Below are 23,913 nucleotides of genomic sequence, written 5' to 3'. Positions count from 1 at the left end.
ATAGACTGAACGTTACTTTCACTGGTAACGGATCAGGCTAAGGTAAAATTTGTGAGTTCTCTTAGTTGAGAAATTCGAATTTTCGGCGAATGTCGTCTTCACAGTATAACCAGATTGCTTGGGGTTATATGGTCAAGTGAAGAAGCGCATACGGTGGATGCCTTGGCAGTCAGAGGCGATGAAAGACGTGGTAGCCTGCGAAAAGCTTCGGGGAGTCGGCAAACAGACTTTGATCCGGAGATGTCTGAATGGGGGAACCCAGCCATCATAAGATGGTTATCTTGTACTGAATACATAGGTGCAAGAGGCGAACCAGGGGAACTGAAACATCTAAGTACCCTGAGGAAAAGAAATCAACCGAGATTCCCTTAGTAGTGGCGAGCGAACGGGGACTAGCCCTTAAGCTTCTTTGATTTTAGCGGAACGCTCTGGAAAGTGCGGCCATAGTGGGTGATAGCCCTGTACGCGAAAGGATCTTAGAAGTGAAATCGAGTAGGACGGAGCACGAGAAACTTTGTCTGAATATGGGGGGACCATCCTCCAAGGCTAAATACTACTGACTGACCGATAGTGAACTAGTACCGTGAGGGAAAGGCGAAAAGAACCCCGGAGAGGGGAGTGAAATAGATCCTGAAACCGTATGCGTACAAGCAGTGGGAGCCCACTTTGTTGGGTGACTGCGTACCTTTTGTATAATGGGTCAGCGACTTATTTTCAGTGGCGAGCTTAACCGAATAGGGGAGGCGTAGCGAAAGCGAGTCTTAATAGGGCGTCTAGTCGCTGGGAATAGACCCGAAACCGGGCGATCTATCCATGGGCAGGTTGAAGGTTGGGTAACACTAACTGGAGGACCGAACCGACTACCGTTGAAAAGTTAGCGGATGACCTGTGGATCGGAGTGAAAGGCTAATCAAGCTCGGAGATAGCTGGTTCTCCTCGAAAGCTATTTAGGTAGCGCCTCATGTATCACTGTAGGGGGTAGAGCACTGTTTCGGCTAGGGGGTCATCCCGACTTACCAAACCGATGCAAACTCCGAATACCTACAAGTGCCGAGCATGGGAGACACACGGCGGGTGCTAACGTCCGTCGTGAAAAGGGAAACAACCCAGACCGTCAGCTAAGGTCCCAAAGTTATGGTTAAGTGGGAAACGATGTGGGAAGGCTTAGACAGCTAGGAGGTTGGCTTAGAAGCAGCCACCCTTTAAAGAAAGCGTAATAGCTCACTAGTCGAGTCGGCCTGCGCGGAAGATGTAACGGGGCTCAAACCATACACCGAAGCTACGGGTATCACGTAAGTGATGCGGTAGAGGAGCGTTCTGTAAGCCTGTGAAGGTGAGTTGAGAAGCTTGCTGGAGGTATCAGAAGTGCGAATGCTGACATGAGTAACGACAATGGGTGTGAAAAACACCCACGCCGAAAGACCAAGGTTTCCTGCGCAACGTTAATCGACGCAGGGTTAGTCGGTCCCTAAGGCGAGGCTGAAAAGCGTAGTCGATGGAAAACAGGTTAATATTCCTGTACTTCTGGTTATTGCGATGGAGGGACGGAGAAGGCTAGGCCAGCTTGGCGTTGGTTGTCCAAGTTTAAGGTGGTAGGCTGGAATCTTAGGTAAATCCGGGATTCCAAGGCCGAGAGCTGATGACGAGTTACCCTTTGGGTGACGAAGTGGTTGATGCCATGCTTCCAAGAAAAGCTTCTAAGCTTCAGGTAACCAGGAACCGTACCCCAAACCGACACAGGTGGTTGGGTAGAGAATACCAAGGCGCTTGAGAGAACTCGGGTGAAGGAACTAGGCAAAATGGCACCGTAACTTCGGGAGAAGGTGCGCCGGTGAGGGTGAAGCACTTGCTGCGTAAGCCCACGCCGGTCGAAGATACCAGGCCGCTGCGACTGTTTATTAAAAACACAGCACTCTGCAAACACGAAAGTGGACGTATAGGGTGTGACGCCTGCCCGGTGCCGGAAGGTTAATTGATGGGGTTAGCTAACGCGAAGCTCTTGATCGAAGCCCCGGTAAACGGCGGCCGTAACTATAACGGTCCTAAGGTAGCGAAATTCCTTGTCGGGTAAGTTCCGACCTGCACGAATGGCGTAACGATGGCGGCGCTGTCTCCACCCGAGACTCAGTGAAATTGAAATCGCTGTGAAGATGCAGTGTATCCGCGGCTAGACGGAAAGACCCCGTGAACCTTTACTATAGCTTTGCACTGGACTTTGAATTTGCTTGTGTAGGATAGGTGGGAGGCTTTGAAGCGTGGACGCCAGTCTGCGTGGAGCCATCCTTGAAATACCACCCTGGCAACTTTGAGGTTCTAACTCAGGTCCGTTATCCGGATCGAGGACAGTGTATGGTGGGTAGTTTGACTGGGGCGGTCTCCTCCTAAAGAGTAACGGAGGAGTACGAAGGTGCGCTCAGACCGGTCGGAAATCGGTCGTAGAGTATAAAGGCAAAAGCGCGCTTGACTGCGAGACAGACACGTCGAGCAGGTACGAAAGTAGGTCTTAGTGATCCGGTGGTTCTGTATGGAAGGGCCATCGCTCAACGGATAAAAGGTACTCCGGGGATAACAGGCTGATACCGCCCAAGAGTTCATATCGACGGCGGTGTTTGGCACCTCGATGTCGGCTCATCACATCCTGGGGCTGAAGCCGGTCCCAAGGGTATGGCTGTTCGCCATTTAAAGTGGTACGCGAGCTGGGTTTAGAACGTCGTGAGACAGTTCGGTCCCTATCTGCCGTGGACGTTTGAGATTTGAGAGGGGCTGCTCCTAGTACGAGAGGACCGGAGTGGACGAACCTCTGGTGTTCCGGTTGTCACGCCAGTGGCATTGCCGGGTAGCTATGTTCGGGAAAGATAACCGCTGAAAGCATCTAAGCGGGAAACTTGCCTCAAGATGAGATCTCACTGGGACCTTGAGTCCCCTGAAGGGCCGTCGAAGACTACGACGTTGATAGGCAGGGTGTGTAAGCGCTGTGAGGCGTTGAGCTAACCTGTACTAATTGCCCGTGAGGCTTGACCATATAACACCCAAGCAATTTGCTGACTCGAAAGAGCACCAGATTGCGGTGTGTGAAGACGAAACGAACCGAAAGTTCGAATCTCACAAAACACCGACACTATCACATACCCAATTTGCTGAAGCGAGGCCATCAGGCCACGACTCAGTACCCGAATTTCTTGACGACCATAGAGCATTGGAACCACCTGATCCCATCCCGAACTCAGCAGTGAAACGATGCATCGCCGATGGTAGTGTGGGGTTTCCCCATGTGAGAGTAGGTCATCGTCAAGATTAAATTCCGAAACCCCTATCTGCTGATGCAGGTAGGGGTTTTGTTTTGCCTGCGGGAAAGTCCTTTTCTGTTTCTATGCAACTGTCTTGCGCATGGCTATCATGCGGGCCTCATTATCAGGGCGCAGTCCGCATGCTCACGTTGCTAAAACTTCTGAAGGATGGCCGCTTTCATTCGGGGCAGGCGCTGGGTGTTGCACTGGGTATCAGTCGCAGTGCTGTATGGAAGCAGCTGCAGCACTTGGAGGCGGATTTAGGATTGTCTGTGCATAAAGTTCGAGGTAGGGGGTATCAATTGGCGAAGCCCCTGTTGCTTTTGGATGCGGCAGAAATCCGCGCAAAAGGCCTTTCTGAGTGGCCTGTCCATATATTTGACTCTATCGACTCCACTAACGCCGAGGCGCTGCGTTGCATTGAGCGTGGTGGAGCAGCACCGCTCTTGGTTTTGGCCGAGCGACAGATAGCGGGGCGCGGTCGTCGTGGTCGTAAGTGGGTCAGTCCCTTTGCTGAAAATCTCTATCACAGCCTAGTGTTACGCATTGACGGTGGCATGCGACAAATTGAAGGTCTGAGTCTGGTTGTCGGGCTCGCTGTCATGCATGTCTTGCGCGACATGGGCATCGCGGGGGCAGGACTGAAATGGCCCAATGATGTCCTGGTGGGTGAGAAAAAGATTGCCGGCATTCTGCTTGAATTGGTTGGAGATCCTGCAGATGTTTGCCATGTCGTCCTGGGCGTAGGGGTTAATGTGAACATGCAAGCAACTGATGAGGTCGATCAGCAGTGGACGTCCATGTGCCTTGAGGCGGGCAGGGATTTCGATCGGAATGAGCTGGTGGCGCGATTGGGTGCGAAGCTACAGCAGTATCTGGAGCGTCATCATGCATCGGGATTTACTGCGATCCAGTCGGAATGGGAGCAGTACCACCTTTGGCAGGGCCGAGCTGTATCTCTGATTGCAGGTGTTAACAAAATTGACGGCATTGTGCTGGGCATTGATCACCAGGGTGCACTGCGTTTGAAGGTAGATGGTGTGGAAAAGAACTTTAGCGGTGGTGAGCTCAGTTTGAGGTTGCGTGATGATTCTTGAGCTTGACTGCGGCAACAGCTTTATCAAATGGCGTGTTCTTCGTGCTGACGGGATAACGGCGGTCGAGGGGGGCGTGGTCAGCTCTGACGACGATCTGCTGACGAGCCTGAATGACGGAGGGAAGTTCCAGCTCAAAAAATGTCGTCTTGTTAGCGTCAGGACCTTGGCGGAGACGGACTCATTGGTCGCTTCGCTGGTCGACTTATTCGGGGTGTCGGTGGTTCGTGCTGTGCCCGCCCGGGAAATGGCAGGTGTGAAAAACGGCTACGAGGATTACGAGCGGCTAGGCCTCGATAGGTGGCTGGCCTTGCTCGGCGGTTTTCATCTTGCTTCGGGGGCGTGCCTGGTCCTTGATTTTGGTACTGCTGTTACTGCTGATTTCGTGGCGGCGGATGGCGAGCATCTCGGCGGATTCATTTGTCCTGGCATGCCGCTAATGCGTAATCAATTGCGTACCCACACACGAAAAATTCGCTATGACGATATAGCGGCCGAGCGAGCCCATGAAAGTCTCGCTCCAGGTCGCGCGACTGTCGAGGCGGTTGAGCGTGGTTGCATGCTGATGCTCAGGGGATTCGTCCTGACTCAGCTTGAATTGGCGCGGCAATATTGGGGAAAGGAATTCGTGGTGTTTCTTACAGGAGGAGATGCCAATCTGGTTTCCGGGGTTGTTCCAGATGCCAGGGTGGTGCCTGACCTGGTTTTTGTTGGCTTGGCGATGGCCTGCCCTTTGTCTTGAGGTCTCTATGCGGTGGCTGTTTCTGTTATTGCTGGTTTTGAATGTCTTTTATTACATCTGGCATCAGCAGGAGGCTCCGCTTCGCGCCAAGGATGTCACGCCGCTGAGTTTGTATCGCGGTTCGCAACAGGATATCCATCTTTTGAGTGAAACGGCGGATGCCCTTGTCAGGCGCGATTCAGCCAGGTCCGGTGAGGTAGCCCAAACCTGTGTCTACCTGGGTGGTTTTTCCCGTCCGGAGCTGGCCAGGCAGTTGGAGCAGCGTTTGGCGGCTTCGAGTGTCCTGGGTCGTTTCGTGGCGTCGGGCTCACAGAGCGCTCCTGAGGGTGGAGGGTTCTGGGTTCAGGTTTCCCAGGAAAGCGCGGGAAAGGTGAATGAAACGCTGCTTCAAAACCTTTCTAAAGAATTCAATGAGTTAAAACATAAAATAATGCCGTGCGAGGGGGTTGCACCCGCAGGGTAGTTTGCATAGAATGGCGCCCGCTTCGCAGCGAAGACCTTTAAAGGTAAGCGGTACGAAGCGACGTCAACGCAGCTAACCTCAGGTTTTTAATGAGAAAATGCTTGACAGAAGGCTGGCATGATATAGAATGCCGGCTCGCTTAGGAGGGGTTCCCGAGCGGCCAAAGGGATCAGACTGTAAATCTGACGTCTACGACTTCGAAGGTTCGAATCCTTCCCCCTCCACCATTTTTAGCGTGAGCTGCAAGCTCCGCGGGTATAGTTTAGTGGTAGAACCTCAGCCTTCCAAGCTGATGATGCGGGTTCGATTCCCGCTACCCGCTCCAAGTTTGCAGGTTGTGCAAAGTGTTTCGCTCTTGTAGCTCAGTTGGTAGAGCACACCCTTGGTAAGGGTGAGGTCAGCGGTTCAAATCCGCTCAAGAGCTCCATATAACAAGGCAGATATGCAAATATCTGCCTTTGTTTTAATGGCTTGTGTGACTCGCTAAATTCTTCTCCTAGGGGTGATTTCGATGGCTAAGGAAAAGTTCGAACGTAATAAGCCGCACGTCAACGTCGGTACCATTGGTCACGTTGACCACGGTAAAACCACGCTGACCGCTGCTCTGACCCGCGTCTGCTCCGAAGTTTTCGGTTCGGCCAAGGTTGACTTCGACAAGATCGACAGCGCCCCGGAAGAGAAAGCTCGCGGTATCACCATCAACACCGCTCACGTTGAATACGATTCGGCCGTGCGTCACTACGCACACGTTGACTGCCCAGGTCACGCCGACTACGTAAAAAACATGATCACCGGTGCTGCCCAGATGGATGGCGCGATCCTGGTTTGCTCGGCCGCTGATGGTCCGATGCCACAAACCCGCGAGCACATCCTGCTGTCCCGTCAGGTGGGCGTTCCGTACATCGTTGTCTTCCTGAACAAGGCTGACATGGTTGACGACGCTGAGCTGCTGGAACTGGTTGAGATGGAAGTGCGCGACCTGCTGAGCACTTACGACTTCCCAGGTGATGACACTCCAATCATCATCGGTTCGGCTCTGATGGCTCTGAACGGCCAAGACGACAACGGAATGGGCACCACTGCTGTCAAGAAGTTGGTGGAAACTCTGGACAGCTACATCCCAGAGCCGGAGCGTGCTATCGACAAGCCGTTCCTGATGCCGATCGAGGACGTATTCTCGATTTCCGGTCGCGGTACTGTTGTGACTGGTCGTGTTGAGCGTGGCATCGTTCGTATCCAGGAAGAAGTTGAGATTGTCGGTCTGCGCGACACTCAGAAAACGACCTGCACTGGCGTTGAAATGTTCCGCAAGCTGCTCGACGAAGGTCGTGCTGGTGAGAACTGCGGCGTACTGCTGCGCGGCACCAAGCGTGACGACGTAGAGCGTGGCCAGGTTCTGGTCAAGCCAGGCACCGTCAAGCCGCACACCAAGTTCACTGCAGAAGTTTACGTTCTGAGCAAGGAAGAAGGCGGTCGTCATACTCCGTTCTTCAAAGGCTACCGTCCACAGTTCTACTTCCGTACAACTGACGTGACTGGTAACTGCGAGCTGCCAGAAGGCGTTGAAATGGTAATGCCAGGTGACAACATTCAGATGACTGTTACCCTGATCAAGACCATCGCGATGGAAGACGGTCTGCGTTTCGCTATCCGTGAAGGCGGTCGTACCGTCGGCGCTGGCGTCGTAGCCAAAGTCATCGAGTAAACAGTTGTAATGTCTTTTTCGGGCCGGCATAATGGTCGGCCTGATTTTGTTTTAGGTCAGTAGCTCAATTGGCAGAGCGACGGTCTCCAAAACCGTAGGTTGGGGGTTCGATTCCCTCCTGACCTGCCAGATTCACTCGGTGTGTCTGGCTTTCTTTTCACAGGATCTTCATAGATGACTCCTAAAGCTGAAGCTCAAGGCTCTCGCTTCGATCTGCTCAAGTGGCTAGTGGTAGTCGCTTTGGTGGTTATTGGCGTTGTTGGCAATCAGTATTATTCTGCTTCGCCGATCCTGTACCGCGTACTTGCATTGCTCGCCATTGCTGCTGTAGCTGCCTTTGTAGGCCTGCAGACAGCCAAGGGCAAGTCTTTCTTTGTACTCGCTAAGGAAGCTCGCACCGAGATTCGTAAAGTCGTATGGCCGACTCGCCAAGAAACCACGCAGACCACGTTGATTGTTGTGGCTGTTGTTCTGGTAATGGCGTTGCTGTTGTGGGGGCTTGATTCCCTGCTCGGCTGGCTTGTTTCCTTGATTGTTGGCTAAGGGTGTCCCGTGGCTAAGCGTTGGTACGTTGTGCATGCTTACTCGGGTTACGAGAAGCATGTCATGCGCTCGCTGGTAGAGCGCGTAAAGCTGGCTGGCATGGAAGATGGCTTCGGCGAGATTCTGGTCCCCACTGAAGAAGTGGTTGAGATGCGCAATGGCCAGAAGCGCAAAAGTGAACGTAAGTTCTTTCCGGGCTACGTGCTGGTACAGATGGACATGAACGAAGGGACTTGGCACTTGGTCAAGGATACCCCTCGGGTGATGGGCTTCATTGGCGGTACCGCCGACAAGCCTGCGCCGATTACGGATAAAGAGGCAGAAGCGATTCTGCGTCGTGTCGCTGATGGTAGCGACAAGCCGAAGCCGAAAACGCTGTTTGAGCCGGGTGAGGTTGTACGTGTCACCGACGGTCCATTCGCTGATTTCAATGGCACGGTTGAAGAAGTTAACTACGAAAAGAGCCGGATCCAAGTGGCAGTGCTCATTTTCGGTCGCTCTACTCCGGTAGAGCTAGAGTTCAGCCAGGTCGAAAAGGTCTGATTGAACAGGCATCCCAACCCCGCAGCCCAAGGCTGTGGGGTTTTGTCGTCACTGGGATAAACGCGCAAGTAACCGGGGAGCCTTTCGAGGCGTTCGAACCCGTAATTGGAGTGCCTCATGGCCAAGAAAATTACCGCTTACATCAAGCTGCAAGTGAAGGCCGCTCAGGCTAACCCAAGCCCACCTGTTGGTCCTGCCCTGGGTCAGCACGGCGTGAACATCATGGAATTCTGCAAGGCCTTCAACGCCCGTACTCAGGGTATTGAGCCAGGTCTGCCGACTCCAGTGATCATCACTGTCTACAGCGACCGTAGCTTCACTTTCGAAACAAAAAGCACCCCGGCTTCGGTTCTGCTGAAGAAGGCTGCAGGTTTGACCAGCGGTTCCGCTCGTCCAAACACCGTTAAGGTTGGCACCGTTACCCGTGCTCAGCTGGAAGAAATCGCGAAAACCAAAAACGCGGATCTGACTGCAGCTGATATGGATGCAGCCGTGCGTACTATCGCCGGTTCTGCTCGTAGCATGGGCCTTAACGTGGAGGGTGTGTAATGGCTAAGCTGACCAAGCGTCAAAAGGCTATCGCCGGCAAAATCGAAGCAGGCAAGGCCTACAACTTTGTAGACGCCGCCGCTCTGCTGGCTGAGCTGTCGACTGTCAAGTTCAGCGAGTCGTTCGACGTTGCTGTAAACCTGGGCGTTGACCCACGTAAATCCGACCAGGTCGTTCGTAGCGCTACCGTGCTGCCACACGGCACTGGCAAGACCGTTCGTGTTGCCGTGTTCACCCAGGGCCCAGCAGCTGAAGCTGCTCTGGCCGCTGGCGCTGATCGCGTAGGCATGGACGACCTGGCTGCTGAAATGAAGGGCGGCGACCTGAACTATGACGTAGTGATCGCATCCCCGGATGCCATGCGTGTTGTAGGTCAGTTGGGTCAGATCCTCGGTCCACGTGGTCTGATGCCTAACCCTAAAGTCGGCACCGTAACGCCAGACGTAGCCACCGCGGTTAAAAACGCCAAGGCTGGTCAGGTTCGTTATCGCACCGACAAAAACGGCATCATCCACACTTCCGTTGGCAAGATCGGCTTCGACGCCGTCAAGCTGAAGGAAAACGTTGAAGCCCTGATCGCTGATCTGAAGCGTATCAAGCCAGCTTCTTCGAAAGGTATCTACGTCAAGCGCGTTACCCTGAGCACCACTATGGGCCCAGGTCTGGTCATCGATCAGAGCTCGCTCGACGCGTAAGACTCAGGTTGGCACGAGCAATCGCGCCAACCACAAAATTGGGGTCCCTGCCTGGCGGGGGCTGTCCAAGACCGTAGGCGACGCAAGTCTTAAACCACAAGCCTACGCAGATGGTGCTCCCGGTTCCTTACCGAATCAGACACCAAAACGACATTCGGTTTCGATCGAATGAAACGGTAACAAGCAGGAGTTAAACCCGTGGCAATTAAACTCGAAGACAAGAAGGCCATCGTCGCTGAAGTCAACGAGGCTGCCAAAGCTGCTCTGTCCGCTGTCGTGGCTGATGCCCGTGGCGTAACAGTAGGCGCTATGACCGGACTCCGTAAAGAGGCTCGTGAAGCTGGCGTTTACGTACGTGTTGTACGTAACACCCTGCTCAAGCGCGCTGTTGCTGACACTGAATACAGTGTCCTCAACGACGTGTTCACCGGCCCGACCTTGATCGCGTTCTCCACCCAACATCCTGGCGCTGCTGCCCGTTTGTTCAAGGAATTCGCCAAAGGTCAGGACAAGTTCGAGATTAAGGCAGCTGCGTTCGAGGGCAAGTTCCTCGCAGCTAACCAGATCGACGTACTGGCAACTCTGCCGACCCGTGACGAAGCAATTTCTCAGCTGATGAGCGTGATTCAAGGCGCAACCAGCAAATTGGCTCGTACTCTGGCGGCACTGCGCGACCAGAAAGAAGCTGCCGCAGCCTAAGGCTCGACACTCCTTTTCGCGTTTTTTGTTTATTTCGATGGTCGCGTAGGCCGTCCCCCAATCCAGGAATTTAGAGTCATGTCTATCTCTCAAAACGATATCCTCGAAGCCGTTGGCAACATGTCCGTAATGGAAGTTGTTGAGCTGATCAAAGCTTTCGAAGAAAAATTCGGTGTTACCGCTGCTGCTGCTTCCGCTGGTCCAGCTGTTGCTGCTGCCGTTGCTGAAGAGCAAACCGAATTCAACGTCATGCTGACCGAAGCTGGCGAGAAGAAAGTAAACGTGATCAAGGCAGTACGTGAACTGACCGGTCTGGGCCTGAAAGAAGCCAAGGCTGTAGTTGACGGCGCTCCTGCCATGGTTCTGGAAGCTGTTGCCAAAGACGCAGCTGACAAGGCCAAAGCAGTTCTGGAAGAAGCAGGCGCTAAAGTCGAGCTGAAGTAAGCATCGACTTTGCGTCTCCAGCCCGAGCGTTAAGCGACAGGCTGATGGCTGGTGGCTCTTGCCACCGGCCTTTTTCCGTTATTGGCAGCCGACTGGGTCGGTGCTGATCGCGAGCTGTAACCACCCGATGTGGTGGCGCAAACCATGGGGTTTGCACGATTTTCTGGCTGCTCCCGTCGGGAGGGGCCAAACAAGCAGGTGACCAAGCTGGGGAACGCTGATGGCTTACTCATATACTGAGAAAAAACGTATCCGCAAGGACTTTAGCAAGTTGCCGGACGTCATGGATGTGCCGTACCTCCTGGCCATCCAGCTGGATTCGTATCGTGAATTCTTGCAAGCGGGAGCGACTAAAGATCAGTTCCGCGACGTGGGCCTGCATGCGGCCTTCAAATCCGTTTTCCCGATCATCAGCTACTCCGGCAATGCTGCGCTGGAGTACGTCGGTTATCGCCTGGGCGAACCGGCATTTGATGTCAAAGAATGCGTATTGCGCGGTGTGACTTACGCCGTACCTTTGCGGGTAAAAGTGCGCCTGATCATTTTCGACAAAGAATCGTCGAACAAAGCGATCAAGGACATCAAAGAGCAAGAAGTCTACATGGGTGAAATCCCCCTGATGACTGAAAACGGTACCTTCGTAATCAACGGTACCGAGCGTGTAATCGTTTCCCAGCTGCACCGTTCTCCGGGCGTGTTCTTCGACCACGACCGTGGCAAGACGCACAGCTCCGGCAAACTGCTTTACTCCGCGCGCATCATTCCTTACCGCGGTTCGTGGTTGGACTTCGAGTTCGACCCGAAAGACTGCGTGTTCGTGCGTATCGACCGTCGTCGCAAGCTGCCTGCATCGGTACTGCTGCGTGCGCTCGGCTATACCACTGAAGAAGTGCTGGACGCGTTCTACACCACCAACGTTTTCCACGTGCAAGGTGAAAACCTCAGCCTGGAACTGGTGCCTCAGCGCCTGCGCGGTGAAATCGCTGTCCTCGATATCCAGGATGACAAAGGCAAGGTTATTGTCGAGCAGGGTCGTCGTATCACCGCTCGCCACATCAACCAGCTGGAAAAAGCCGGGATCAAAGAGCTGCAAGTGCCTCTGGACTACGTCCTGGGTCGCACCACGGCCAAGGTCATCGTGCATCCGGCCACTGGCGAAATCCTGGCAGAGTGCAACACCGAGCTGAACACCGAGATCCTGGCAAAAATCGCCAAGGCCCAGGTCGTTCGCATCGAGACGCTGTACACCAACGACATCGACTGCGGTCCGTTCATCTCCGACACGCTGAAGATCGACTCCACCGGCAACCAACTGGAAGCCCTGGTCGAGATCTATCGCATGATGCGTCCTGGCGAGCCGCCAACCAAGGATGCCGCCGAGACCCTGTTCAACAACCTGTTCTTCAGCCCTGAGCGCTATGACCTGTCTGCGGTCGGCCGGATGAAGTTCAACCGTCGTATCGGTCGTACCGAGATCGAAGGTTCGGGTGTACTGAACAAGGACGACATCGTTGCGGTCCTCAAGACCCTGGTCGACATCCGTAACGGCAAAGGCATCGTCGATGACATCGACCACCTGGGTAACCGTCGTGTTCGCTGCGTAGGCGAAATGGCCGAGAACCAGTTCCGTGTTGGCCTGGTGCGCGTAGAGCGTGCGGTCAAGGAACGCCTGTCGATGGCTGAAAGCGAAGGCCTGATGCCGCAAGACCTGATCAACGCCAAGCCTGTTGCTGCGGCAGTGAAGGAGTTCTTCGGTTCGAGCCAGCTGTCCCAGTTCATGGACCAGAACAACCCGCTGTCCGAGATCACCCACAAGCGTCGTGTCTCCGCACTCGGCCCAGGCGGTCTGACTCGTGAGCGTGCAGGCTTCGAAGTTCGTGACGTACACCCGACGCACTACGGTCGTGTATGCCCGATCGAAACGCCGGAAGGTCCGAACATCGGTCTGATCAACTCCCTGGCTGCCTATGCGCGCACCAACCAGTACGGCTTCCTCGAAAGCCCGTACCGCGTGGTGAAAGATGCCCTGGTCACCGACGAGATCGTGTTCCTGTCCGCCATCGAAGAAGCTGATCACGTGATCGCCCAGGCTTCGGCCACGATGAACGACAAGAAAGTCCTGATCGACGAGCTGGTAGCGGTTCGTCACTTGAACGAGTTCACCGTCAAGGCGCCGGAAGACGTCACCTTGATGGACGTATCGCCGAAGCAAGTAGTGTCGGTTGCAGCGTCGCTGATCCCGTTCCTCGAGCACGACGACGCCAACCGTGCGTTGATGGGTTCGAACATGCAGCGTCAAGCTGTACCCACCCTGCGTGCCGATAAGCCGCTGGTCGGTACTGGCATGGAGCGTAACGTAGCCCGTGACTCCGGCGTTTGCGTCGTGGCTCGTCGTGGCGGCGTGATCGACTCCGTCGACGCCAGTCGTATCGTGGTTCGTGTTGCCGATGATGAAGTTGAAACTGGCGAAGCCGGTGTCGACATCTACAACCTGACCAAATACACCCGCTCCAACCAGAACACCTGCATCAACCAGCGTCCGCTGGTGAGCAAGGGTGATCGGGTTCAGCGCAGCGACATCATGGCCGACGGTCCGTCCACCGATATGGGTGAACTGGCGTTGGGCCAGAACATGCGCATCGCGTTCATGGCATGGAACGGCTTCAACTTCGAAGACTCCATCTGCCTGTCCGAGCGTGTGGTTCAGGAAGACCGCTTCACCACGATCCACATCCAGGAACTGACCTGTGTGGCCCGTGACACCAAGCTTGGCCCGGAAGAAATCACTGCGGACATCCCGAACGTGGGTGAGGCCGCACTGAACAAGCTGGACGAAGCCGGTATCGTTTATGTAGGTGCCGAAGTAGGCGCAGGCGACATCCTGGTGGGCAAGGTCACTCCGAAAGGCGAGACCCAGCTGACTCCGGAAGAAAAACTGCTGCGTGCCATCTTCGGTGAAAAAGCCAGCGACGTTAAAGACACCTCCCTGCGCGTGCCTACCGGCACCAAGGGTACCGTCATCGACGTACAGGTCTTCACCCGCGACGGCGTTGAGCGTGATGCTCGTGCACTGTCCATCGAGAAGACTCAGCTCGACGAGATCCGCAAGGACCTGAACGAAGAGTTCCGTATCGTCGAAGGCGCGACTTTCGAACGTCTGCGCTCCGCCCTGGTAGGCCACAAGGCTGAAGGCGGCGCCGGCCTGAAGAAAGGTCAGGAAATCACCGATGAAGTCCTCGACGGTCTTGAGCACGGCCAGTGGTTCAAACTGCGCATGGCTGAAGACGCTCTGAACGAGCAGCTCGAGAAGGCTCAGGCCTATATCGTTGATCGCCGCCGTCTGCTGGACGACAAGTTCGAAGACAAGAAGCGCAAACTGCAGCAGGGCGATGACCTGGCTCCAGGCGTGCTGAAAATCGTCAAGGTTTACCTGGCAATCCGTCGCCGCATCCAGCCGGGCGACAAGATGGCCGGTCGTCACGGTAACAAGGGTGTGGTCTCCGTGATCATGCCGGTTGAAGACATGCCGCACGATGCCAATGGCACCCCGGTCGATGTGGTCCTCAACCCGTTGGGCGTACCTTCGCGTATGAACGTTGGTCAGATCCTTGAAACCCACCTGGGCCTTGCGGCCAAGGGCTTGGGCGAGAAGATCAACCGTATGATCGAAGAGCAGCGCAAGGTCGCGGACCTGCGTAAGTTCCTGCACGAGATCTACAACGAAATCGGCGGCCGCAACGAAGAGCTGGATACCTTCTCCGACCAGGAAATCCTGGATCTGGCGAAGAACCTGCGCGGCGGCGTTCCAATGGCTACTCCGGTGTTCGACGGTGCCAAGGAAAGCGAAATCAAGGCCATGCTGAAGCTGGCAGACCTGCCAGAAAGCGGCCAGATGCAGCTGTTCGACGGCCGTACCGGCAACAAGTTCGAGCGCCCGGTTACCGTTGGCTACATGTACATGCTGAAGCTGAACCACTTGGTAGACGACAAGATGCACGCTCGTTCTACCGGTTCTTACAGCCTGGTTACCCAGCAGCCGCTGGGTGGTAAGGCGCAGTTCGGTGGTCAGCGTTTCGGGGAGATGGAGGTCTGGGCACTGGAAGCGTACGGTGCTGCATACACTCTGCAAGAAATGCTCACAGTGAAGTCGGACGATGTGAACGGCCGGACCAAGATGTACAAAAACATCGTGGACGGCGATCACCGTATGGAGCCGGGCATGCCCGAGTCTTTCAACGTGTTGATCAAGGAAATTCGTTCCCTCGGCATCGATATCGATCTGGAAACCGAATAACACGTGACGCGAATCGAGAGCGGGGCTGTTTTGCCCGCTCTCTGCTCCGCCAGGAGGAAAGGCCTTGAAAGACCTACTGAATTTGCTGAAAAACCAGGGTCAAGTCGAAGAGTTCGACGCCATCCGTATTGGATTGGCCTCGCCTGAGATGATCCGTTCGTGGTCGTTCGGTGAAGTTAAAAAGCCGGAAACCATCAACTACCGTACGTTCAAACCTGAGCGTGACGGCCTGTTCTGCGCCAAGATCTTTGGCCCGGTCAAGGATTACGAGTGCCTGTGCGGTAAGTACAAGCGCTTGAAGCACCGCGGTGTGATCTGCGAGAAGTGCGGCGTTGAAGTCGCGCTGGCAAAAGTCCGTCGTGAGCGCATGGCGCACATCGAACTAGCCTCGCCGGTTGCCCACATCTGGTTCCTGAAATCGCTGCCATCCCGTATCGGCTTGCTGATGGACATGACCCTGCGTGATATCGAACGTGTTCTCTACTTCGAGAGCTATGTCGTTATCGATCCAGGCATGACCACTCTTGAAAAAGGTCAGCTGCTCAACGACGAGCAGTACTTCGAAGCGCTGGAAGAGTTCGGCGACGATTTCGATGCCCGCATGGGTGCCGAAGCTGTCCGCGAACTGCTGCACGCTATCGACCTGGAGCACGAGATTGGCCGTCTGCGCGAAGAAATTCCGCAAACCAACTCCGAAACCAAGATCAAGAAGCTGTCCAAGCGTCTGAAGTTGATGGAAGCCTTCCAGGGTTCCGGCAACCTGCCAGAGTGGATGGTGCTGACCGTTCTGCCGGTTCTGCCGCCAGACCTGCGTCCGCTGGTTCCGCTCGATGGCGGTCGTTTCGCGACTTCCGACCTCAACGATCTGTATCGTCGAGTGATCAACCGTAACAACCGCTTGAAGCGCCTGCTCGATCTGTCCGCTCCGGACATCATCGTGCGCAACGAAAAGCGTATGTTGCAGGAAGCGGTCGACGCACTGCTCGACAACGGTCGTCGTGGCCGCGCGATTACCGGTTCCAACAAGCGTCCTCTGAAATCCCTGGCTGACATGATCAAGGGTAAACAGGGTCGTTTCCGTCAGAACTTGCTCGGTAAGCGTGTTGACTACTCCGGTCGTTCGGTAATTACCGTAGGCCCGACCCTGCGTCTGCACCAGTGCGGTCTGCCTAAGAAAATGGCTCTGGAGCTGTTCAAGCCGTTCATTTTCGGCAAGCTGGAAATGCGTGGTCTCGCGACCACCATCAAAGCGGCCAAGAAAATGGTCGAGCGCGAGCTGCCAGAGGTCTGGGACGTTCTCGCTGAAGTGATTCGCGAACACCCAGTGCTGCTCAACCGTGCACCGACCCTTCACCGTCTGGGTATCCAGGCGTTTGAACCGGTACTGATCGAAGGTAAGGCTATCCAGCTGCACCCGCTGGTCTGTGCTGCGTACAACGCCGACTTCGACGGCGACCAAATGGCCGTGCACGTACCGCTGACGCTGGAAGCCCAGCTGGAAGCGCGCGCGTTGATGATGTCGACCAACAACATCCTGTCGCCAGCCAACGGTGAGCCAATCATCGTTCCGTCGCAGGACGTTGTATTGGGTCTGTACTACATGACGCGTGAAGCGATCAACGCCAAGGGCGAAGGTCGTGTGTTCGCGGATCTGCAAGAAGTTGACCGTGTGTTCCGTGCCGGCGAAGCTGCACTGCACGCCAAGGTCAAGGTGCGGATCAACGAAACCGTGAACGATCGTGACGGCGGCAGCGTGACCAACACTCGTATCGTCGACACCACCGTCGGCCGTGCGCTGTTGTTCCAGGTTGTGCCAAAAGGCTTGTCCTTCGACGTCGTCAACCTGCCGATGAAGAAAAAGGCGATCTCCAAGCTGATCAACCAGTGCTACCGCGTGGTGGGTCTGAAAGAGACCGTGATCTTCGCTGACCAGTTGATGTACACCGGTTTTGCCTATTCGACCATTTCCGGCGTTTCCATCGGCGTTAACGACTTCGTTATCCCGGATGAGAAGGCCCGCATCATCGGTGCTGCCACCGAAGAAGTGAAAGAGATCGAAAGTCAGTACGCCTCCGGCCTGGTAACCCAGGGCGAGAAGTACAACAAGGTGATCGACCTCTGGTCCAAGGCGAACGACGAAGTTTCCAAGGCGATGATGGCCAACCTCTCGAAAGAGAAAGTCATCGACCGTCACGGCAACGAAGTCGACCAGGAATCTTTCAACTCGATGTACATGATGGCCGACTCGGGCGCACGGGGTTCTGCTGCGCAGATCCGTCAGCTCGCCGGTATGCGTGGCCTGATGGCCAAGCCGGACGGTTCCATCATCGAGACCCCGATTACCGCGAACTTCCGTGAAGGCTTGAGCGTACTCCAGTACTTCATCTCCACTCACGGTGCTCGTAAGGGTCTTGCGGATACCGCGTTGAAAACGGCGAACTCCGGTTACCTGACTCGTCGTCTGGTGGACGTTGCCCAGGATCTGGTCGTGACCGAGATCGATTGCGGCACCGAACATGGCCTGGTCATGACGCCGCACATTGAAGGCGGTGACGTAGTAGAGCCATTGGGTGAGCGCGTATTGGGTCGTGTCATCGCCCGTGACGTATTCAAGCCGGGTACCGAGGACGTCATCGTTCCTGCTGGCACCCTGGTTGACGAGAAGTGGGTCGAGTTCATCGAACTCAACAGCATCGACGAAGTGATCGTACGTTCGCCGATCAGCTGCGAAACCCGCTACGGCATTTGCGCCAAGTGCTACGGTCGCGACCTGGCTCGTGGTCACCAGGTGAACATCGGTGAAGCGGTCGGCGTTATCGCTGCCCAGTCCATCGGTGAGCCGGGTACCCAGCTGACGATGCGTACGTTCCACATCGGTGGTGCGGCAAGCCGGACCTCCGCGGCCGACAGCGTCCAGGTTAAGAATGGCGGTACCGTCCGTCTGCACAACCTCAAGCACGTTGAGCGTGTCGACGGTCACCTGGTGGCTGTGTCCCGTTCCGGTGAGCTGGCCATCGCTGATGACTTCGGTCGTGAGCGTGAGCGTTACAAGCTGCCGTACGGTGCTGTGATTTCGGTGAAGGAAGGCGACAAGGTCGACGCTGGTGCCATCGTGGCCAAGTGGGATCCGCACACTCACCCGATCGTCACCGAGATGAAAGGTACCGTGACCTACGTGGGCATGGAAGAAGGCATCACGATCAAGCGTCAGACCGACGAATTGACCGGTATGACCAACATTGAAGTACTCGACGCAAAAGATCGTCCAGCTGCCGGCAAGGACATCCGTCCTGCTGTGAAGATGGTCGACGACAACGGCAAGGATCTGTTGCTGCCAGGCACTGACGTAATCGCTCAGTACTTCCTGCCAGCCAACGCCCTGGTCGGTGTTGCGGACGGTGCGCGGATCGCGATCGGTGACGTAATCGCTCGTATCCCGCAGGAAACTTCGAAAACCCGCGACATCACCGGTGGTCTGCCGCGTGTTGCCGACTTGTTCGAAGCTCGTCGTCCGAAAGAAGCCTCGATTCTGGCTGAAGTCAGCGGCACCATCGCGTTCGGTAAAGAGACCAAGGGCAAGCGCCGTCTGGTCATTACTCCGAACGACGGTAGCGATCCGTACGAAGAGCTGATTCCGAAGTGGCGTCACCTGAACGTCTTCGAAGGCGAACAGGTAAACCGCGGCGAAGTTATCTCGGACGGCCCGAGCGATCCACACGACATCCTGCGTCTGCTGGGTGTGAGTGCGCTGGCCAAGTACATCGTGAACGAGATCCAGGACGTTTACCGTCTGCAAGGCGTGAAGATCAACGACAAGCACATCGAGACCATCCTGCGTCAGATGCTGCGTAAGGTCGAGATCGCTGAATCCGGCGACTCGAGTTTCATCAAGGGCGACCAGATGGAACTGACTCACGTACTGGTGGAAAACGAGCGCCTGGCGACCGAAGACAAGTTCGTCTCCAAGTTCACTCGCGTGCTGCTGGGTATCACCAAGGCGTCGTTGTCCACCGAATCGTTCATCTCGGCGGCTTCCTTCCAGGAAACCACCCGCGTACTGACCGAGGCGGCGGTAACCGGCAAGCGCGATTACCTGCGCGGCCTGAAAGAAAACGTGGTCGTGGGTCGTCTGATCCCGGCCGGTACCGGCTTGGCCTATCACAGCGAGCGCAAGCGTCGCCGTGATGCTGACAAACCGTTGCGCGTAAGCGCCAGTGAAGTGGAAGCTGCACTGACCGAAGCGCTGAACTCGAGTGGTAACTGAGTTCTGCGGTAATTGAGTGCCTGGCCCTGGTCGCCCCGTTCGGCGGATCGAGACAAATTGTCGAGATCCGGCGGGCGGGGAGGTCGGGGCCTTGCCTTGACTGGGGACAAGATCCTCTTTAGACTCTTGATCCCCTAAATTTGGCGGGAATTCGTTCCTGCCATTTTGCTTTTCTTGTAAGACAATAGCGTCGCAAGACAACAGTGGAGCTAGTAGATGGCAACTATCAACCAGCTGGTACGTCAGCCGCGTAAGCGTATCGTCGAGAAATCCGACGTGCCTGCGCTGCAGAACTGCCCGCAACGTCGTGGCGTATGCACCCGTGTGTATACCACCACGCCGAAAAAACCTAACTCGGCACTGCGTAAAGTATGCCGTGTGCGTCTGACCAACGGTTTCGAGGTTTCCTCGTACATCGGCGGTGAAGGCCACAACCTGCAAGAGCACAGCGTGGTCCTGATCCGCGGCGGTCGTGTAAAAGACTTGCCAGGTGTTCGTTACCACACCGTTCGCGGCTCTTTGGATACTTCCGGCGTTAAAGGTCGTAACCAAGGTCGTTCGAAGTACGGTACCAAGCGTCCGAAATAATCGGCCGTTTTGCAGTTTTTAATTTTATTGAGTCGATAAGAGTAAGGTCGGGCACGCATCTGCTGTCCCGGGCTAACCTGAAGACCGTTTGAGGGCTTATCAATGCCAAGACGTCGCGTAGCAGCCAAACGTGAGATTCTGGACGATCCGAAATACGGAAGCCAGATTCTCGCCAAGTTCATGAACCACGTAATGGAAAGCGGCAAGAAAGCCGTGGCCGAGCGTATCGTTTATGGCGCACTGGACAAAGTTAAGGAACGCAAGAACAGCGATCCCCTGGAAATCTTCGAGAAAGCTCTCGACGCCATCGCTCCGCTGGTCGAAGTGAAGTCGCGCCGTGTAGGCGGTGCTACTTACCAGGTTCCGGTCGAAGTTCGTCCGTCCCGTCGTAACGCCCTGGCAATGCGCTGGCTGGTAGACTTCGCTCGCAAGCGCGGTGAGAAGTCCATGGCCCTGCGTTTGGCTGGTGAACTGTTGGACGCTGCTGAAGGTAAAGGTGCTGCAGTTAAGAAGCGTGAAGACGTGCACCGTATGGCTGAAGCCAACAAGGCTTTCTCGCACTACCGCTTCTAATTTTAGCGTCACTCAATTTGCGAGGGCTTTATGGCTCGTACTACACCGATTAACCGCTACCGTAACATCGGTATCGTTGCTCACGTGGATGCTGGTAAAACCACCACCACCGAGCGCGTCCTTTTTTACACCGGCAAAAGTCACAAAATGGGCGAGGTGCATGACGGCGCCGCGACCACAGACTGGATGGTGCAGGAGCAGGAGCGTGGTATTACCATTACTTCTGCTGCTATCACCGCCTTCTGGAAAGGTTCCGAGAAGCAGTACCCGCACGAGCACCGCTTCAACGTTATCGATACCCCAGGCCACGTAGACTTCACCATTGAAGTTGAGCGTTCCCTGCGCGTACTCGACGGCGCTGTCGTTGTGTTCTGTGGTACTTCGGGTGTTGAGCCTCAGTCGGAAACCGTATGGCGTCAGGCCAACAAATACGGCGTTCCACGTCTTGTTTACGTAAACAAGATGGACCGTGCTGGTGCCAACTTCCTGCGCGTGATCGCTCAGATCAAGCAGCGTCTGGGTCACACTCCGGTGCCGATCCAGTTGGCTATCGGTTCCGAAGACAACTTCCAGGGTCAGATCGATCTGATCAACATGCAAGCTGTCTACTGGAACGATTCCGACAAAGGCATGGTTCCTGTTCGCAAGGACATTCCTGCTGAATTGCTGGAAGAAGCTGAGAAGTGGCGCGGCAACATGGTTGAGGCTGCGGCCGAAGCCAATGAAGAGCTGATGAACAAGTACCTTGAGGGTGAAGAGCTCACCAACGAGGAAATCAAGGCCGCTCTGCGTCAGCGTACCATCGCTGGTGAGATCGTTCTGGCTGTTTGCGGTTCTTCCTTCAAGAACAAGGGTGTTCCCCTGGTTCTCGACGCCGTTATCGACTTCCTGCCGGCTCCAACCGACATTCCTGCTATCAAGGGTTCCAACCCGGATAACGAGGAAGAGGAAATGGAGCGTCACGCAAGTGATGACGAGCCTTTCGCGGCGTTGGCGTTCAAGATCGCTACCGACCCATTCGTGGGTACCTTGACCTTTGTTCGAGTTTACTCGGGCGTGTTGGCCTCCGGCGACGGCGTGATCAACTCGGTAAAAGGCAAGAAAGAGCGCGTGGGTCGTATGGTGCAAATGCACGCAAACGCCCGTGAAGAAATCAAGGAAGTACGCGCTGGCGACATCGCGGCCTTGATCGGCATGAAGGACGTCACCACCGGTGAAACCTTGTGCAACGCTGACAAGCCAATCATCCTGGTTCGCATGGACTTCCCGGAGCCGGTTATTTCGGTTGCCGTTGAGCCTAAGACCAAGGACGACCAGGAAAAAATGGGTATCGCTCTGGGCAAGCTCGCTCAGGAAGACCCGTCTTTCCGCGTCAAGACTGATGAAGAGACTGGTCAAACGATCATCTCCGGCATGGGCGAGTTGCACCTGGACATCCTGGTTGACCGGATGCGCCGTGAGTTCAACGTCGAAGCCAACATCGGTAAGCCTCAGGTTTCCTATCGTGAGCGCATCACGAAGAACTGTGAAATCGAAGGCAAGTTCGTTCGCCAGTCCGGCGGTCGTGGCCAGTTCGGTCACTGCTGGATTCGTTTTGCACCGGCTGACGAAGGTCAGGAAGGTCTGCAATTCGTGAACGAAGTCGTAGGTGGTGTGGTTCCTAAGGAATACATCCCGGCGATCCAGAAGGGTATCGAAGAGCAGATGAAGAACGGCGTTGTTGCCGGTTATCCGCTGATCGGCCTGAAGGCAACTGTGTTTGATGGTTCTTACCACGACGTCGACTCCAACGAGATGGCGTTCAAGGTGGCTGCTTCCATGGCAACCAAGCAACTGGCCCAGAAGGGCGGTGGTGAGTTGCTCGAGCCGATCATGGCAGTAGAAGTCGTTACGCCTGAAGACTACATGGGTGATGTCATGGGCGACCTTAACCGTCGTCGTGGCATGATTCTGGGTATGGAAGATACGGTTTCCGGCAAGGTCATTCGTGCCGAGGTTCCGTTGGGTGAAATGTTCGGTTATGCGACCGACGTTCGTTCCATGTCTCAGGGTCGCGCAAGCTACTCTATGGAATTCAAAAAATACAATACAGCTCCGTCGCACATCGTCGAGACTGTTACTAAAAAGCAAGGCTGATTCAGCCCTTTAGGCAAGGAGTTAATTGTCGTGGCTAAAGAAAAATTTGATCGTTCCCTACCGCACGTCAACGTTGGCACCATTGGTCACGTTGACCACGGTAAAACCACTCTGACTGCTGCTCTGACTCGCGTCTGCTCCGAAGTTTTCGGTTCGGCCGTTGTTGCTTTCGACAAAATCGACAGCGCTCCGGAAGAGAAGGCTCGTGGTATCACCATCAACACCGCGCACGTTGAGTACAACTCTTCGATTCGTCACTACGCTCACGTTGACTGCCCAGGTCACGCTGACTACGTGAAGAACATGATCACCGGTGCTGCCCAGATGGACGGCGCGATCCTGGTTTGCTCGGCCGCTGATGGTCCGATGCCGCAAACTCGTGAGCACATCCTGCTGTCCCGTCAGGTAGGCGTTCCGTACATCGTTGTCTTCCTGAACAAGGCTGACATGGTTGACGACGCTGAGCTGCTGGAACTGGTTGAGATGGAAGTGCGCGACCTGCTGAGCACTTACGACTTCCCAGGTGATGACACTCCAATCATCATCGGTTCGGCTCTGATGGCTCTGAACGGCCAAGACGACAACGAAATGGGTACCACCGCTGTCAAGCGTCTGGTAGAAACTCTGGACAGCTACATCCCAGAGCCAGTTCGTGTTATCGACAAGCCGTTCCTGATGCCAATCGAAGACGTATTCTCGATCTCCGGTCGCGGTACTGTTGTGACTGGTCGTATCGAGCGCGGTATCGTCAAGGTTCAGGATCCACTGGAAATCGTAGGTCTGCGTGACACCACCGTCACCACCTGCACCGGTGTTGAAATGTTCCGTAAGCTGCTCGACGAAGGTCGTGCTGGCGAGAACTGCGGCGTTCTGCTGCGTGGTACCAAGCGTGACGACGTTGAGCGTGGCCAGGTTCTGGTTAAGCCGGGTTCGGTCAAGCCGCACACCAAGTTCGAAGCTGAAGTGTACGTTCTGAGCAAAGAAGAAGGCGGTCGTCACACTCCGTTCTTCAAAGGCTACCGTCCACAGTTCTACTTCCGGACCACTGACGTGACCGGTAACTGCGAACTGCCGGAAGGCGTTGAAATGGTAATGCCAGGCGACAACATCAAAATGGTTGTCACCCTGATCAAGACCATCGCAATGGAAGACGGTCTGCGTTTCGCTATCCGTGAAGGCGGTCGTACCGTCGGCGCTGGCGTCGTAGCCAAAATCATCGAGTAAGCTCTTTTTGAGTCAGCTTCGATGAGTTGAGAAAGCCCCCGCCCAGCGGGGGCTTTTTTATTGGGTTGAC

16 protein-coding genes, 4 tRNA genes and 2 rRNA genes are annotated in these 23,913 nt (G+C 55.3%); all 22 read left to right on the top strand.

Annotation, left to right across the window (positions count from 1 at the left end; all coding sequences use genetic code 11):
* The first annotated feature begins 130 nt into the window (after positions 1–130).
* The 22 genes from HU715_RS22995 (at position 131) to tuf (HU715_RS22890) (ending at position 23,843) form a co-directional block, all read left to right on the top strand.
* Positions 131–3,022: ribosomal RNA gene (locus tag HU715_RS22995) — 23S ribosomal RNA — on the top strand.
* A gap of 156 nt (positions 3,023–3,178) precedes the next feature.
* Positions 3,179–3,294: ribosomal RNA gene (gene rrf, locus HU715_RS22990) — 5S ribosomal RNA — on the top strand.
* A gap of 133 nt (positions 3,295–3,427) precedes the next feature.
* Positions 3,428–4,384: a bifunctional biotin--[acetyl-CoA-carboxylase] ligase/biotin operon repressor BirA gene (gene birA, locus HU715_RS22985; RefSeq protein ID WP_186707742.1), complete on the top strand. Its 957-nt coding sequence runs from the start codon at positions 3,428–3,430 to the stop codon at positions 4,382–4,384.
* Positions 4,374–5,123: a pantothenate kinase gene (locus tag HU715_RS22980; protein ID WP_186707740.1), complete on the top strand. Its 750-nt coding sequence runs from the start codon at positions 4,374–4,376 to the stop codon at positions 5,121–5,123. The genes birA and HU715_RS22980 overlap by 11 nt, the downstream gene beginning before the upstream one ends.
* 7 nt (positions 5,124–5,130) lie before the next feature.
* Entirely contained in the window at positions 5,131–5,586 is a 456-nt protein-coding gene (locus HU715_RS22975; RefSeq protein ID WP_186707738.1) for a hypothetical protein, read from the top strand.
* A 142-nt stretch (positions 5,587–5,728) separates the two neighbouring features.
* Positions 5,729–5,813: transfer RNA gene (locus HU715_RS22970), tRNA-Tyr, on the top strand.
* A gap of 24 nt (positions 5,814–5,837) precedes the next feature.
* A tRNA-Gly gene (locus HU715_RS22965) sits at positions 5,838–5,911 on the top strand.
* 26 nt (positions 5,912–5,937) lie between these two features.
* Positions 5,938–6,013, top strand: a tRNA-Thr gene (locus HU715_RS22960).
* 84 nt (positions 6,014–6,097) lie between these two features.
* Entirely contained in the window at positions 6,098–7,291 is a 1,194-nt protein-coding gene (gene tuf / locus HU715_RS22955; RefSeq protein ID WP_186707736.1) for an elongation factor Tu, read from the top strand.
* Positions 7,292–7,344: 53 nt separating this feature from the next.
* Positions 7,345–7,420 (top strand) — tRNA-Trp (locus HU715_RS22950).
* 45 nt (positions 7,421–7,465) lie between these two features.
* A complete protein-coding gene (secE, locus tag HU715_RS22945; RefSeq protein ID WP_003206102.1) occupies positions 7,466–7,834 on the top strand; it encodes a preprotein translocase subunit SecE in 369 nt (122 codons plus the stop codon).
* A gap of 9 nt (positions 7,835–7,843) precedes the next feature.
* Entirely contained in the window at positions 7,844–8,377 is a 534-nt protein-coding gene (gene nusG, locus HU715_RS22940) for a transcription termination/antitermination protein NusG (RefSeq protein WP_003186097.1), read from the top strand.
* Positions 8,378–8,494: 117 nt separating this feature from the next.
* Complete coding sequence (gene rplK / locus HU715_RS22935; protein WP_003210097.1) at positions 8,495–8,926, top strand: 50S ribosomal protein L11; 432 nt, start codon at positions 8,495–8,497, stop codon at positions 8,924–8,926.
* A complete protein-coding gene (rplA, locus tag HU715_RS22930) occupies positions 8,926–9,621 on the top strand; it encodes a 50S ribosomal protein L1 (protein WP_003186095.1) in 696 nt (231 codons plus the stop codon). The genes rplK and rplA overlap by 1 nt, the downstream gene beginning before the upstream one ends.
* 198 nt (positions 9,622–9,819) lie before the next feature.
* The gene (gene rplJ, locus HU715_RS22925; protein WP_003206099.1) at positions 9,820–10,320 is read left to right on the top strand and encodes a 50S ribosomal protein L10; all 501 of its coding nucleotides are present in this window, start codon (positions 9,820–9,822) and stop codon (positions 10,318–10,320) included.
* Between the two features lie 78 nt (positions 10,321–10,398).
* Positions 10,399–10,764 (top strand): 50S ribosomal protein L7/L12, encoded by a 366-nt coding sequence (gene rplL / locus HU715_RS22920; RefSeq protein ID WP_003206098.1) that lies wholly within the window; start codon positions 10,399–10,401, stop codon positions 10,762–10,764.
* 220 nt (positions 10,765–10,984) lie between these two features.
* Positions 10,985–15,058, top strand: coding sequence for a DNA-directed RNA polymerase subunit beta (gene rpoB, locus HU715_RS22915; RefSeq protein WP_053125867.1), 4,074 nt, complete (start codon positions 10,985–10,987; stop codon positions 15,056–15,058).
* A 64-nt stretch (positions 15,059–15,122) separates the two neighbouring features.
* Positions 15,123–19,322 carry a DNA-directed RNA polymerase subunit beta' gene (rpoC, locus tag HU715_RS22910; RefSeq protein ID WP_047230482.1) on the top strand — a complete coding sequence of 1,400 codons (4,200 nt, stop codon included), beginning with the start codon at positions 15,123–15,125 and terminating at the stop codon, positions 19,320–19,322.
* A 216-nt stretch (positions 19,323–19,538) separates the two neighbouring features.
* Complete coding sequence (gene rpsL, locus HU715_RS22905; RefSeq protein WP_003186084.1) at positions 19,539–19,910, top strand: 30S ribosomal protein S12; 372 nt, start codon at positions 19,539–19,541, stop codon at positions 19,908–19,910.
* A gap of 102 nt (positions 19,911–20,012) precedes the next feature.
* The gene (rpsG, locus tag HU715_RS22900) at positions 20,013–20,483 is read left to right on the top strand and encodes a 30S ribosomal protein S7 (RefSeq protein WP_003186074.1); all 471 of its coding nucleotides are present in this window, start codon (positions 20,013–20,015) and stop codon (positions 20,481–20,483) included.
* A gap of 30 nt (positions 20,484–20,513) precedes the next feature.
* Positions 20,514–22,619: an elongation factor G gene (gene fusA / locus HU715_RS22895; protein ID WP_053125865.1), complete on the top strand. Its 2,106-nt coding sequence runs from the start codon at positions 20,514–20,516 to the stop codon at positions 22,617–22,619.
* A gap of 30 nt (positions 22,620–22,649) precedes the next feature.
* On the top strand, positions 22,650–23,843 hold the full coding sequence (gene tuf, locus HU715_RS22890; protein WP_003186071.1) for an elongation factor Tu: 1,194 nt from the start codon (positions 22,650–22,652) through the stop codon (positions 23,841–23,843).
* Positions 23,844–23,913: the final 70 nt, after the last annotated feature.

This window comes from Pseudomonas zanjanensis, from assembly GCF_014268745.2.
Lineage (GTDB): Bacteria > Pseudomonadota > Gammaproteobacteria > Pseudomonadales > Pseudomonadaceae > Aquipseudomonas > Aquipseudomonas zanjanensis.
This window is presented reverse-complemented; position numbering and strand designations above follow the sequence as displayed.

Excerpts from the sequence above, each read along its gene's own strand:
- rplL (WP_003206098.1), top strand. The coding sequence starts at position 10,399 with ATGTCTATCTCTCAAAACGATATCCTCGAAGCCGTTGGCAACATGTCC.
- HU715_RS22975 (WP_186707738.1), top strand. The coding sequence starts at position 5,131 with ATGCGGTGGCTGTTTCTGTTATTGCTGGTTTTGAATGTCTTTTATTAC.
- rpoB (WP_053125867.1), top strand. The coding sequence starts at position 10,985 with ATGGCTTACTCATATACTGAGAAAAAACGTATCCGCAAGGACTTTAGC.
- rplA (WP_003186095.1), top strand. The coding sequence starts at position 8,926 with ATGGCTAAGCTGACCAAGCGTCAAAAGGCTATCGCCGGCAAAATCGAA.
- rpsL (WP_003186084.1), top strand. The coding sequence starts at position 19,539 with ATGGCAACTATCAACCAGCTGGTACGTCAGCCGCGTAAGCGTATCGTC.
- tuf (WP_186707736.1), top strand. The coding sequence starts at position 6,098 with ATGGCTAAGGAAAAGTTCGAACGTAATAAGCCGCACGTCAACGTCGGT.
- birA (WP_186707742.1), top strand. The coding sequence starts at position 3,428 with ATGCTCACGTTGCTAAAACTTCTGAAGGATGGCCGCTTTCATTCGGGG.
- secE (WP_003206102.1), top strand. The coding sequence starts at position 7,466 with ATGACTCCTAAAGCTGAAGCTCAAGGCTCTCGCTTCGATCTGCTCAAG.
- HU715_RS22980 (WP_186707740.1), top strand. The coding sequence starts at position 4,374 with ATGATTCTTGAGCTTGACTGCGGCAACAGCTTTATCAAATGGCGTGTT.
- rpsG (WP_003186074.1), top strand. The coding sequence starts at position 20,013 with ATGCCAAGACGTCGCGTAGCAGCCAAACGTGAGATTCTGGACGATCCG.
- rplK (WP_003210097.1), top strand. The coding sequence starts at position 8,495 with ATGGCCAAGAAAATTACCGCTTACATCAAGCTGCAAGTGAAGGCCGCT.
- fusA (WP_053125865.1), top strand. The coding sequence starts at position 20,514 with ATGGCTCGTACTACACCGATTAACCGCTACCGTAACATCGGTATCGTT.